Here is a 12933-nt window from a genome sequence, read left to right on the forward strand (position 1 = left end):
GATGTGACCAATTATGGAATTAAAAAATTTTTTAATGGCTTTTAGTTTAACCTTATTTGCAGGATTATCAACTGGGATTGGAAGTATTCTAGCTTTCTTTACTAAGAGAACAAATACTAAATTTCTATCTGTTAGTTTAGGATTTTCAGCAGGGGTTATGATTTATGTATCTTTTGTAGAAATATTTATGGAAGCAAAAAACTCTCTAACCTTAGCTTTAGGAAATATTAAAGGTTCTTGGCTTACGGTAATAGGATTTTTTGGAGGAATACTTTTAATTGCAATTATTGATAATTTTATTCCCTCTGAACAAAATCCCCATGAACTTTGTAAAGTAGAGGATATGACTAATCAAAATTGTTCTAAAAATAATAAATTATTTCGTATGGGATTACTTACTGCTATTTCTATAACTATACATAATTTTCCTGAAGGATTAGCTACATTTACTGCTGCTTTAAAAGACCCTTCCCTAGGAATTCCTATAGCAGTAGCTATTGCAATTCACAATATCCCTGAAGGAATAGCTGTTTCTGTTCCCATTTATTATGCTACAGGAAATAGAAAAAAGGCATTTTACTATTCATTTTTATCAGGCCTTTCAGAACCTCTAGGGGCATTAGTAGGTTATCTTCTTTTGTCATCAATATTTAATGATATTACCTTTGGAATTTTATTTGCTTCTGTAGCAGGAATAATGGTCTTTATATCCTTAGATGAACTTTTACCTGCTGCTGAAAAATACGGAGAACATCATTTATCCATATACGGGGTAGTTTGTGGAATGATAGTTATGGCTGTAAGTCTTTTATTATTTCTATAAAAATAGCTATTCACGAATAACTTTTTAGTTAAATGTGAATAGCTATTTTTTTAGTTAAAATAAACTGGCTTTCCCGTTCTTCCTGATTCATAAATCGCTTCTAATATTTGAGTAACAACTAATGCCTGTTCTGGTTTTACAACTAATTCTTTTCCCTTAGTTATAGCTTCATAAAATACTTTTTGTTCTATATCCTCTGCCTTTTCTGATTCTCCTTCATAAAACGCTACTCCTCCAGAGTTAAGATCTGGTTTTTCTACATACTGTTTATTGTATTTTACTCCATTTATTCTAAGTCCATCTTTCATATCTGCCCCTGCTTTAGTTCCACATAGAGTAGTTTTTGCTTCATCCACATCTAAAGTATTTAATGCCCAAGAAGCTTCTAAATTAATGGTAGCACCATTTTTCATCTTTATAAATCCAAAAGCTGAATCTTCCACTGTAAATTCCTTAGGATCCCATTCTCCAAAAGCATTTCCTGTTTCTGTTTGATCTGCTAACTTACGATACACTGACCCCATTACTACTTCAGGTTCATAATTATTCATCATCCAAAGAGTTAAATCAAGGGCATGGGTTCCAATATCAATTAATGGACCTCCCCCTTGTTCTTCCTCATTTAAAAATACTCCCCAAGTAGGCACTGCTCTTCTTCTTATGGCATGAGCTTTAGCATAATATACTTCTCCTAATTCTCCATTTTCACAAACTCTTTTTAAATATCCAGAATCTGCTCTAAATCTATTCTGATATCCTATAGTTAAAATTTTACCTGTTTTTTTAGCTGTTTCAACCATCTTTTTTGCATCTTCATAGGTTTTAGCCATAGGTTTTTCGCACATTACATGTTTTCCTGCTTCCATAGCAGCTATGGATATATAAGCATGAGATTTATTTGGAGTTAATACGTATACAGCTTGAATATCTTTTTCCTTAACTAATTCTTTATAATCAGTATAAACTCTCGCATCAGAAGTTCCATATTCTTTTTTAGCTTTTTCAGCCCTTTCTTTTATAATATCGCAAAAGGCTACTATTTTCATATTCCCATTTCTTTTTATCGCTGGTAAATGCTTTCCATTAGCGATGCCTCCACACCCTATTACTCCTACCTTTATTTTATTCATATTTTATCCCCTCTCTTATAAAAATTCTACCATCCTAATTTTTTTAAGTACTCTATACTTATTCTTGCATCTTCCATAGGCTTATTTTGGGTATGCTTATCCTGTTCTACTACTACCCATTTAGCTCCAGATTCTATACTTACTTTTAAAATACTTGGGATATCTTGAACTCCCTGACCTAAAGGTCTAAATTCAAATTTTTTATCCATATTTTCTGATTTAGAACCAACAAAATCCTTTAAATGTATTAATGGACAGCGTCCAGAATATTTTCTAATATATTCTACTGGAGATTCTCCAGCTACTTTTACCCAGCAAGTATCTAATTCAGTTTCTAATCTCTCTTTAGGTATTTCATTATAAATATAATCTAAAGCATATATTCCACTTTCCATTTTAACAAATTCAAAGTCATGATTATGATATAGTAGGGTTATATTACGTTCTTTGCATAAGCTCCCCATTTTACCAATGTTTTCTAAAACTAATTTAAAATTATCATGTCCTGGTCTTAAATCCTCTTCTAAATATGGCACTGCTATATATTCACAGCCAAGAAAAGCATATTTTTCTATTGTTCCTTTCATATCCTCTATGATTTCTTCATATGGAACATGGGCAGATATTATCTCTAATCCAATACTATCTGTGTGTTCTTTAATATATTCAGGAGTATATCCATATAATCCTGCCAATTCAACCCCATCATACCCCATATCTTTAACAGATTTCATTGATTTTTTAAAATCTTTTTTTGCCTCTTCTCTAATAGAATGCACCTGAAGAGCAATTGGTAATTTTTTCATTGACCCTTCTCCTTTTTATTCAAAATTAATTACTTTTTTAGATTCTGCTGATTTAAAAATTGCTTCCATTAATTTCATAACCCTCATAACTTCATATAGCTTTATTTTTGACTCTTCTTTATTTTCTATTACTCCTATAACATTTTTATAAAAATCTTTAATATCACTTTTTACTATAGGAATTTCTCTTTTAGCTATGGTATCTTTTCTTCTTGGAGCCATAGTTTTAGTTATTCCCGATGCTGTTTTTACTGGTATGACATCCTTTTCATCTTTACCAGTTGCATAAATTATTTCTCCATTTAAATCCCAGTCTTTTATAATGGCACTTCCATTATTTCCAAGCATATACCATCTAGGTAAAGAAATAAAATTATTAGTTCCAACTTCTATTAAGGCTATAAGTCCATTTTCAAATTCCAATTCTGCAGTAAACCCATCATCTACTAACTGATTTGTAATATTAGTTAAATTGGCATATACTCTTTTTAACTTTTTATCCTTAAGTAATATTAATATTTGATCTAAGAGATGTACTCCCCAATCTAGCACCATTCCGCCTCCATATTCTTTTTCTTGACGCCAGTCACCTGGAATTCCTCTTGATCCATGAACTCTTGATTCAATTTTAAATACTTCTCCTAGATAATTTTCTTCATAAATCTTTTTAATAGTTAAAAAGTCTTCATCCCATCTGCGATTTTGGTGAACCGTTAAAAATTTTCCTGTTTCCTTTGATACATCAATCATTTCCTGTAAATCTTTTGAAGTTAGTGTAACTGGTTTTTCACATACAACATGTTTCTCTTTTTTCATTGCTTTTATAGCGATTGACTTATGAACATCATTAGGAGTAGCAATTACTACAATATCTATAGTCTTATCATCACATAAAGCTTCTAAACTTTCATAAGCTTTTATGCCACATTCTCTTGCATACCTCATTCTAGATTCCTTTATATCATAAATTCCTGCTACTTCTAATCCATCTATAGATTCGATGGTTTCTCTATGCCAATTACCCATACCTCCAAAACCCACAATTCCAACCATATAATTATCCTGTAACATAATATTTCTCCCCCAATTATATTAAGCCCAATACATACTTCCTCTTTCTTCAAATAATAATACATTCTTTAAGAATTGAATTGCTTTTAAAAGCCCTTCTTGACCAGACATTAAACTATCCTCATGTTCTATACTAATTGCATAATCATATCCAGCTAATCTTAATTCGGAGATTATATTTTTCCAATATTCTTCTCCATGACCATATCCTACGGTTCTAAATATCCAAGAGCGATTTATCTCATCTCCATAATGTGCTGTATCCAAAACCCCATTAATATCACAATTTATTTTATCAATTTTAGTGTCTTTGGCGTGGAAATGAAAAATAGCCCCTTCTTTTCCTAATTCTCTGATACTAGCACATGGATCCATACCCTGCCAAATTAAATGACTTGGATCAAAATTAGCTCCTATTTCAGGACCAACTGCTTTTCTTAATTTAAGTAAAGTTCTTGTATTATAAACACAAAATCCTGGATGTAGTTCTAGGGCAATCTTTTCTATACCATGTTCCTTTGCAAATTTAACTTTTTCTCTCCAATAGGGAATTAAAACTTCATTCCACTGATAATCTAAAATCCTTGAAAAATCTTCTGGCCAAGGACATGTTACCCAGTTCGGTTCCCTATCATAAGGACTACCTCCTGGACATCCAGAAAAAGTATTAATAACTTTTACTCCCAATTTTTCTGCTAATAATATGGCATTAGTAAAATCTTTATCAAACTTTTCTGCTATTTCCTTAACAGGATGAACCATATTCCCATGACTACTTAATGCACTTATTTCTAAATTATTTTTCTTAAGAGTGTTTTTAAATTTTTCTAATTCCTGTTCATTATTTAATAAAATTTCTGGATTACAATGTGCTTTACCGGGAAAACCTCCACATCCTATTTCCACCATTTGAACTCCATTTTTTGATAAAAATTCACATGCTTTATCAAAATTCATATTCCCTATTACAACATTAAAAACTCCTAATTTCATAATATTCTCTCCTTAAATAATAGTATTCTATTCACAATGTTCTTGACTAATAGTTAAGTAAATTATATTATCTATTTATAAAGTTCTCTATTATTTTTTTGCCATTTACTCATATGATACTGCTATTTTATTTTTAAAATTAGAAAGTGATAATAATGAATACCTTAAAACTATACGAAAAGAAAATTATTTCTGATAAGGAATTTCCCGTACAAATATTTGAAAATAAAATTAAAAAAAAGGGGGTATATTATCCCCTTCATTGGCATGAGCATTTAGAAATGCATTATATTCTTAAAGGTAAAGGAATCATGTATTGTAATCAAAAAAAATTTAATGTTAATGAAGATACATTAGTGATAATTAATAGTAATGAACTACATAAAGGAATAAGCAACTCTACTAATTTTCATTCTTTGGTTATGATTTTTGAAATGGATGTATTCTCTAAAGAAATAGCTAATCATCACGTGATTTTCCAAACTCTCATTAATTCAGATAAAAAAATAAAATCCCTTTTCTTATCTATTTTCAAAGAAAACTTTGAGAAAAGATTTGGATATAAATTGGCTATGAAAGGAAAAATTTATGAATTAATCTCTTATTTGATCAGAAATTATGTAAGTAAAGCATTATCTAATAAACAAAATATAATAAGAACTAAAAATTTAACTCGTTTAAATACAGTCATTCAATATATTCAAGAAAATTATACTTCTAATATTACTGTTAAGGATTTAGCAAAACTAATTCATTTAAGTGAATATCGTTTTTCCCATTTATTTAAAGAAAATATAGGACAAAGTCCTATAAATTATATTAATGAAATTCGTTTAAAAAAAGCATATAATTTGTTAAAACAACATGATATGTCTATGTTAGAAATATGCTTTGCTGTAGGATTTAATGATTATAATAATTTTGGACGACTTTTCAAAAAATATTATGGATTTCCTCCTTCTAAAGTTTAATCCCCCTTACCTATCCAAGTATAAAAGGATAAATAAGGGGGAATTTCTATCAATAACAAATTCTTTGATAATATTTTCTCATAAGATTATATGCATAGATTTGTTCTTCTTTAATATGTTCAATAAGAGTTTGCCATATCTTATCATCTTCTCCATAATCCTTTAAAGTTTCTAAAAGATTTATCCAATATTGATCTAAAGCTATAAAATCTCTTAATATAAGACAAATTTCTCTTAATATATTCCCTTGCATATAGGGCATACTATATTCTATTCTTCTTTGAAGATGCCTTGCTCTTTTTTGTATATCCTCAAATTTAGAAGTATAACTTAATACTTCCTTTGTTAATTTTTTAGGTAAATTTTTATCAGTTAATTGGGCTACTGTATCAATAACTATAGGATGTTCTTTTGAAATTTCAGTCCAGAATATTATTTGATCTAATATATCTTTTATAAAATATTTATTTATCCCATTCATAAAATCCCTCCATTCACTAACATACTATGAAGTGATATGGAGGGAAGTGCATTTTCAATATTATTTTTGTTATATTTTATGCCATAAACATTTTTAAATCGTCTTCTACATTTGTAATTCCACCAATTCCAAAGTTTTCTACTAATACTTTAGCAACATTTGGTGAAAGGAATGCTGGCAATGTTGGCCCTAAATGAATATTTTTAACTCCAAGATATAAAAGGGCAAGTAGTACAATAACAGCTTTTTGTTCATACCAAGCAATATTATATGATATAGGAAGTTCATTAATATCATTTAATTCAAATACTTCTTTTAATTTAAGAGCAATAACTGCAAGTGAATAGGAATCATTACATTGTCCGGCATCTAATACTCTTGGAATTCCTCCTATATCTCCTAAATCTAATTTATTATATTTATATTTTGCACAACCTGCTGTTAAAATAACAGTGTCTTTTGGAAGTGCTTTTGCAAAATCTGTATAATAATTTCTGCTTTTCATTCTTCCATCACAACCAGCCATTACAAAGAAACGTTTAATAGCCCCTGATTTTACTGCATCTACTACTTTATCTGCTAAAGATAAAACTGTATTATGAGCAAATCCTCCTATAATTTCTCCTCTTTCTATTTCTGTTGGAGGAGCACATTTTTTAGCATGTTCAATAATCTCTGAGAAATCTTTTTTACCATTTTCCCCATCAGGAATATGTTTTACACCTTCAAATCCTACTGGACCTGTTGTATATACCCTATCTTTATAAGAATCTTTTGGTGGAACTAAACAATTTGTAGTCATTAAAATAGGTCCATTAAATTTTTCAAATTCTTCATTTTGCTTCCACCATGCATTTCCATAGTTTCCTACAAAATGGTCATACTTTTTAAATGCTGGATAATAATTAGCTGGAAGCATTTCACTATGAGTATATACATCTACTCCTGTTCCTTCTGTTTGTTTTAAAAGTTCTTCCATATCTTTTAAATCATGTCCACTAATTAAAATAGCAGGATTATTTCTAACACCTATATTTACTTTTGTAATTTCAGGGTGCCCATAGGTTGATGTATTAGCTTTATCAAGAAGTGCCATTACATCTACTCCATATTTCCCTGTTTCCATAGTAAGATTAATTAAATCATCTACAGATAAACTATCATCTAATGTAGCAGCTAATGCTCTTTGAAGAAATGCATGAATTTCATTATTTTCATATCCAAGATTTATAGCATGTTTTCCATAAGCAGCCATTCCTTTTAATCCATAAGTAATTAATTCTCTTAATGAACGTATATCTTCATTTTCTGTAGTTAATATACCTACAGTTTCAGCTTTTTTATCATATTCTTCTTCACTTATATTGAAATTTGCTGCATCATGGTTAATATTAGTATTTCCACCTGCTTTAGCTACTTCAGCTTTAACTTCTTCACGTACTTCTAAAGCTTTTGTAATTCTCTTTATAAAATCATTTCTATCAAAATTAGCATTAGTAATCGTTGCAAATAAATTTTCCATGATAAATCTATTTACTTCTTTATTTTCTACCCCTACTTTTCTACCTTCTGTTGTATACATTGAAATTCCTTTAAGGGTATAAATTAATAAATCTTGAAGATTGGATACATCACCTGTTTTTCCACATACCCCTCTTAAAGTACATCCTGTACCTTTAGCTGTTTCTTGACATTGATAACAAAACATTAAAATTCCTCCTCTATTATAATCTAACAATTATATAGTTCATACTTTTTAGTATGTTTTCTAAGACTATAATATAGGAGGTATAAAGATAAATCAGTGATATAAATCACACATAAATTTGAAAACTTTATTATTCCTGTTTATTTTCTTGGTTTTCTGGCATATAATTAACTAAAATTTTTTGAATAAAATAAATAGATGCTATAGCATAAACACTTACTCCCATAAAAAAGTACATAGGTATTGTTAACATTAATAAAACAGTTATCACTAATAATGCTACACATATAATAGTTGTTAAAATATGTCTATTCCCTATTATAAAAGACATTTTAAATACTCCTGGAACAGTTACATAAAATCTAGATAATAGTGGAAAAATATAAATCCCAATTATAATAAATTGAATTAAAATTGCATACTGAAAAATCACAAAAAATTTTTGCATATTTCCAAAAACCCATAAATTATTTAAATTAAACCAAATTATAAAAGCCATAATAAGCATTATAATCCATATTATAGTTGATTGTTTAAAATTCATTTTAAAACTTTTCCAAAAATCTCTAAATATATATCCATCTTCTTTTCTTACTTTTTTACCTGTTGCATAAAATAAAGCTGTAGTTGATGCTCCTATTGTTATAATAGGAATACTAAAAATAAACCAAATAATATTTAAAGCAATTAAATCAAATATTAATGTTCCTATTCGATTAAATGGTCCATCTAAATCAAAAAATCCTTTCCACATAAATCTTCCTCCATCCAGTTGTCAATTTCATTGTTATTATAACATTATTTTTATATATGTACATATAATTAATAAAATAATTTTAATATAAACACTTTTATATCTTAAAAAATATATAACTGTATTTTGTTATAATTAACCATTTATTTTTTGAATTATTATTTTTAAAAAAGGGAAACATAAATAATAAATTTAATTTTTTATAACTTTAGTTTTTATTTGTTTTTATTAATAAATTGGAGGTATAAAAATGAATAATAAAATTCAAAATGACATTAATGAAAAATCTGGAATTGGACACATTATACTGCGATTAATAGGAACTGCAATTGTTTTAGCTGTTACTGCTTTCTTAACTCCACGTTTTTCTATAGATGGAATATGGGCCCTTATAATTGCTTCTATTGTTATTACTTTTATAGATTATTTAATTGAAAAATTAACTGGAATTGATGCTTCTCCCTTTGGAAGAGGTTTTGTAGGTTTTATTGTATCAGTTGCTATAATTTATTTTACAAAATATATTGTTAGCGGTTTTGAAGTAACTATTTTAGGTTCTATCCTTGGTGCATTAGTTATAGGAATTATAAACGCTATCACACCTGGGAAAACTATGTAACAAAAAATTAAAGGGCTTTAATTTGCCCTTTAGTTTTTTTGTTAATTTTTAATCATTTTATTAAATGCACTTATAAACGCCTTCATAGATGAAGTATTAATATTGGCATCAATTCCTGCTCCAAAGAAAGAATTTCCATTCTCATCCTGTAATTGTATATAAGAAACAGCTCTAGAATCAGACCCTTGTTCTAAAGAATGTTCATCATAAGATACTACTTTAAATTTAACAGAAGAATATTTTCTAACAGCATTACATAATGCATCTATAGGTCCATTTCCATCTCCATTTATATCTTCCTCTTTTCCATTTTTCTCAATCACAGCAGAAACTGAAACTTTTCCATTTTGATTACTTACATTATAACTTTTTAAGCAGAATGGATTATCAATATTCATATATTCTTTTATAAAAATCTCATAAATTCTTTGTGGAGATAATTCTTCTTGCTTTTTATCCGATTCATTAGTAATTATTAAACTAAAATCCTGTTGCATATTTTTAGGTAAACGATATCCAAAATCATTTTCTAAAATATAGCTTACTCCACCTTTCCCTGACTGACTATTTATACGAATAATAGGATCATAATTTTTTCCAATATCCATAGGGTCTATAGGAAGATAAGGAACTTCCCAATATTTTGGTTTTTCTTTTCTATACCTATCCATACCTTTTTTAATAGCATCTTGATGTGAACCTGAAAAAGCAGTATATACTAAATCTCCTACATAAGGATGTCGTGGAGAAACTTCCATTCTTGTTGATTCTTTGTAAATATCTACAATAGCATCCGCATCGCTAAAATCTAATTTAGGGTCTATTCCTTGAGAATATAAATTCATTGCTATAGTAATAATATCAGCATTTCCTGTTCTTTCTCCATTTCCAAATAATGTTCCTTCTATTCTCTCAGCACCAGCTAGCATTGCTAATTCACTAGCAGCAACAGCTGTTCCTCTATCATTATGAGTATGAACACTTAATATTATTGATTCTCTATTTTTTATATTATCACAAAAATATTCTATTTGATCTGCATATACATTAGGAGTTGACATCTCTACTGTAGCAGGTAAGTTTATAATTGCCTTATTTTCTTTAGTTGGCTTCCACACATCTAATACTGCCTCGCAAATTTCTATAGCATAATCAAGTTCTGTTCCTGTAAAACTTTCTGGAGAATATTCATAAATAATGTTTTCTTTCTCCATCTCATCTGCAAATTGTTTTACTAGTTTTGCTCCTTGTACAGCTAACTCTTTTATTTCTTCCTTATTTTTATTAAAAACAACTTTCCTCTGAAGTACTGAGGTTGAATTATATAAATGAACAATAGCTCTTTTTACCCCTTTTAAAGCTTCAAAAGTTCTTTTTATAATATGCTCTCTTGCTTGAGTTAAAACTTGAACTGTAACATCATCAGGTATTAAATCTTCTTCTATAAGTTTTCTTAAAAAAGTAAATTCTGTTTCTGAAGCCGCAGGAAATCCTACTTCAATTTCTTTAAATCCCATATTAACAAGAAATTTAAAGAACTTTAACTTTTGTTCTAAATTCATAGGAATTTCTAAAGCTTGATTTCCATCTCTAAGGTCTACACTACACCAAATTGGTGCCTTTTTTATAGTTTTATCTGGCCATTTTCTATTTTTTAATTTTACAGTTGGATATGGTTTATACTTTTTATAATTCATTTTATTTCCTCCTTATTTATAAAATAAAAAGTCCTATCATCTCTAAATATTAGAGACGAAAGGACTCCTTCCGCGGTACCACTCTCATTCATTCATAAAGAATGCAACTTTAAAGATACCATCAAGTAAATATTATTTCCCATACCAAACAATCTATTTTATATTAATAAATTTATAAAATAAAAAAAACTTTCATCCCAAAAGAGACGAAAGAATCGTTATACCACTCTTTATAAAAATAAAATTGGATACGAGCTATGGAAATAAATACTTACTTGCCGATATCCTGTCAAAATAACGGTTGACCTCCGTCTCCTCCTACTTAAATTTCAGGGAGCAACTCCAAGGCGAGTTCAGTTTTTTTCCGATACTGTTTTGCACCAACCAACAGCTCTCTATAATCTTCCAAAAACCTACTACTCCTCTTCATCGTCTTTAATCAATTTTATTGCTCATTATAATATCATAAATAATTTTTAAAGTCAATAACTAATTTAACTTTTTTGAAAAAATTATACATTAAAATATATTTTGATATTTAAAAGAATTAACATTTTAAAAAATATACTTTTAAAAATATAAACATTATAATATACTATAAATGTATATTATTTTAAGATAGGAGAAATGTTATGGAAATCGAAAGAAAATTTTTGGTTAATGAAATTCCTAATAATTTAAATCAATATGAAAAAAAAGAAATTATTCAAGGGTATATATCCATAGACCCTATCATAAGATTAAGAAAAAGCAATTATGAATATTATTTAACAATAAAAAGTAAAGGACATTTAAAAAGAGAAGAATTTGAACTTACTATAACCAAAGAACAATTTGAAAATCTTTGGTCTAAAGTTGATTCTGCAACTATTTATAAGACACGTTATAACATACCCTTAGAAAATGACTTAATTGCTGAACTAGACATATACAAAGGAGATTTAAAAGGTTTAATTACAGTTGAAGTTGAATTCACATCTGAAAAAGATTCCTTTTATTTTACTCCTCCAAAATGGTTCGGCAAAGATGTGACTCACGATAATAGGTATAAAAACAGCAGTATAGCCGTTTTTGGCCTTCCCAAACAATAAAAAATCCATGATTTTAATCATGGATTTTTTTAAAGTGCGGATGAAGGGAGTCGAACCCCCACGCCAAAGGCGCTAGATCCTAAGTCTAGTGCGTCTGCCAATTCCGCCACATCCGCATATAATTTAAAATTAAAAAACATGAGCTACCCGGGACTCGAACCCGGGACACCTGGATTAAAAGTCCAGTGCTCTACCACCTGAGCTAGTAGCCCATAAAAACTGGGTAGGAAGGATTCGAACCTTCGCATGCAGGAGTCAAAGTCCTGTGCCTTACCGCTTGGCGACTACCCATTACTTACAAGGGTGAATGGTGGGAGTCGAACCCACGACCTCCAGAGCCACAATCTGGCGCTCTAACCAACTGAGCTACACCCACCATAATCACCAAAACTAACGTGCCTGCAGGGATTCGAACCCCGGACACGTGGCTTAGAAGGCCACTGCTCTATCCAGCTGAGCTACAGGCACCTATAAGCGGGTGATGGGAATCGAACCCACGTATCCAGCTTGGAAGGCTGGTGTTCTACCATTGAACTACACCCGCAAACATCGGGGTGACAGGATTCGAACCTGCGACCTCTTGATCCCAAATCAAGCGCTCTAGCCAAGCTGAGCCACACCCCGCAACCCGACGACAACGACTATTATATATTATTCTATTTCATTCGTCAATACTTTTTTTAAAAAATTTTAATCTATTTAAATTGGTTCGTTGTAAAATTAAATGCAACAGATAAAAAAATATAAAAAAAATAATTGACAACCATAGTGAGAAATCATGTATGATTT

At 29.5% G+C, this 12933-nt stretch carries 12 protein-coding genes, 7 tRNA genes and 1 other annotated feature; of the genes, 4 read left to right on the forward strand and 15 right to left on the reverse strand.

The window, feature by feature from the left end; translation table 11 throughout:
• The first annotated feature begins 13 nt into the window (after positions 1 to 13).
• Entirely contained in the window at positions 14 to 823 is an 810-nt protein-coding gene (zupT, locus tag OM90_RS09335; protein ID WP_058486624.1) for a zinc transporter ZupT, read from the forward strand.
• Positions 824 to 873: 50 nt separating this feature from the next.
• On the opposite strand, the gene OM90_RS09340 is transcribed toward zupT, so the two are convergent.
• From OM90_RS09340 to OM90_RS09355, 4 genes are read right to left on the reverse strand one after another with little or no spacing between them, the layout of a single operon-like run.
• On the reverse strand, positions 874 to 1953 hold the full coding sequence (locus tag OM90_RS09340; protein WP_058486625.1) for a Gfo/Idh/MocA family protein: 1080 nt from the start codon (positions 1951 to 1953) through the stop codon (positions 874 to 876).
• 26 nt (positions 1954 to 1979) lie between these two features.
• Positions 1980 to 2759 (reverse strand): sugar phosphate isomerase/epimerase family protein, encoded by a 780-nt coding sequence (locus OM90_RS09345; RefSeq protein ID WP_064505524.1) that lies wholly within the window; start codon positions 2757 to 2759, stop codon positions 1980 to 1982.
• Between the two features lie 15 nt (positions 2760 to 2774).
• Entirely contained in the window at positions 2775 to 3830 is a 1056-nt protein-coding gene (locus OM90_RS09350) for a Gfo/Idh/MocA family protein (protein WP_058486626.1), read from the reverse strand.
• Positions 3831 to 3851: 21 nt separating this feature from the next.
• The gene (locus tag OM90_RS09355; RefSeq protein ID WP_058486627.1) at positions 3852 to 4823 is read right to left on the reverse strand and encodes a sugar phosphate isomerase/epimerase family protein; all 972 of its coding nucleotides are present in this window, start codon (positions 4821 to 4823) and stop codon (positions 3852 to 3854) included.
• A gap of 155 nt (positions 4824 to 4978) precedes the next feature.
• Here OM90_RS09355 and OM90_RS09360 point away from each other — a divergent pair, with 155 nt between their 5' ends.
• Complete coding sequence (locus OM90_RS09360; protein WP_058486628.1) at positions 4979 to 5794, forward strand: AraC family transcriptional regulator; 816 nt, start codon at positions 4979 to 4981, stop codon at positions 5792 to 5794.
• Between the two features lie 49 nt (positions 5795 to 5843).
• On the opposite strand, the gene OM90_RS09365 is transcribed toward OM90_RS09360, so the two are convergent.
• The 3 genes from OM90_RS09365 to OM90_RS09375 all read right to left on the reverse strand — a co-directional run bounded on the left by OM90_RS09365 (position 5844) and on the right by OM90_RS09375 (position 8737).
• Positions 5844 to 6275, reverse strand: a complete 432-nt coding sequence (locus OM90_RS09365; RefSeq protein ID WP_058486629.1) for a DUF2935 domain-containing protein — start codon at positions 6273 to 6275, stop codon at positions 5844 to 5846.
• 76 nt (positions 6276 to 6351) lie between these two features.
• Positions 6352 to 7983: a hydroxylamine reductase gene (gene hcp, locus OM90_RS09370; RefSeq protein ID WP_330381856.1), complete on the reverse strand. Its 1632-nt coding sequence runs from the start codon at positions 7981 to 7983 to the stop codon at positions 6352 to 6354.
• Between the two features lie 130 nt (positions 7984 to 8113).
• Positions 8114 to 8737, reverse strand: coding sequence for a YesL family protein (locus OM90_RS09375; protein WP_058486630.1), 624 nt, complete (start codon positions 8735 to 8737; stop codon positions 8114 to 8116).
• Positions 8738 to 8987: 250 nt separating this feature from the next.
• Between OM90_RS09375 and OM90_RS09380 the strand changes: the two genes are divergently transcribed.
• Positions 8988 to 9356, forward strand: a complete 369-nt coding sequence (locus OM90_RS09380) for a phage holin family protein (protein ID WP_058486631.1) — start codon at positions 8988 to 8990, stop codon at positions 9354 to 9356.
• Between the two features lie 41 nt (positions 9357 to 9397).
• Here the strand turns inward: OM90_RS09380 and leuA are convergent, their stop codons facing one another.
• Positions 9398 to 11053, reverse strand: a complete 1656-nt coding sequence (gene leuA, locus OM90_RS09385; RefSeq protein ID WP_058486632.1) for a 2-isopropylmalate synthase — start codon at positions 11051 to 11053, stop codon at positions 9398 to 9400.
• A gap of 199 nt (positions 11054 to 11252) precedes the next feature.
• Positions 11253 to 11492, reverse strand: a binding site (T-box leader).
• Positions 11493 to 11685: 193 nt separating this feature from the next.
• Here leuA and OM90_RS09390 point away from each other — a divergent pair.
• Entirely contained in the window at positions 11686 to 12144 is a 459-nt protein-coding gene (locus tag OM90_RS09390; protein WP_058486633.1) for a CYTH domain-containing protein, read from the forward strand.
• Between the two features lie 35 nt (positions 12145 to 12179).
• On the opposite strand, the gene OM90_RS09395 is transcribed toward OM90_RS09390, so the two are convergent.
• The 7 genes from OM90_RS09395 to OM90_RS09425 form a co-directional block, all read right to left on the reverse strand.
• A tRNA-Leu gene (locus tag OM90_RS09395) sits at positions 12180 to 12260 on the reverse strand.
• Between the two features lie 23 nt (positions 12261 to 12283).
• Positions 12284 to 12356 (reverse strand) — tRNA-Lys (locus OM90_RS09400).
• Positions 12357 to 12363: 7 nt separating this feature from the next.
• Positions 12364 to 12435, reverse strand: a tRNA-Gln gene (locus OM90_RS09405).
• An 11-nt stretch (positions 12436 to 12446) separates the two neighbouring features.
• Positions 12447 to 12520 (reverse strand) — tRNA-His (locus tag OM90_RS09410).
• A gap of 18 nt (positions 12521 to 12538) precedes the next feature.
• Positions 12539 to 12612 (reverse strand) — tRNA-Arg (locus tag OM90_RS09415).
• Positions 12613 to 12617: 5 nt separating this feature from the next.
• Positions 12618 to 12688, reverse strand: a tRNA-Gly gene (locus tag OM90_RS09420).
• 5 nt (positions 12689 to 12693) lie between these two features.
• Positions 12694 to 12768: transfer RNA gene (locus OM90_RS09425), tRNA-Pro, on the reverse strand.
• Between the last annotated feature and the right edge of the window lie 165 nt (positions 12769 to 12933).

The organism is Defluviitalea phaphyphila (assembly GCF_001466305.1).
In the GTDB taxonomy this organism is placed as follows: domain Bacteria; phylum Bacillota; class Clostridia; order Lachnospirales; family Defluviitaleaceae; genus Defluviitalea_A; species Defluviitalea_A phaphyphila.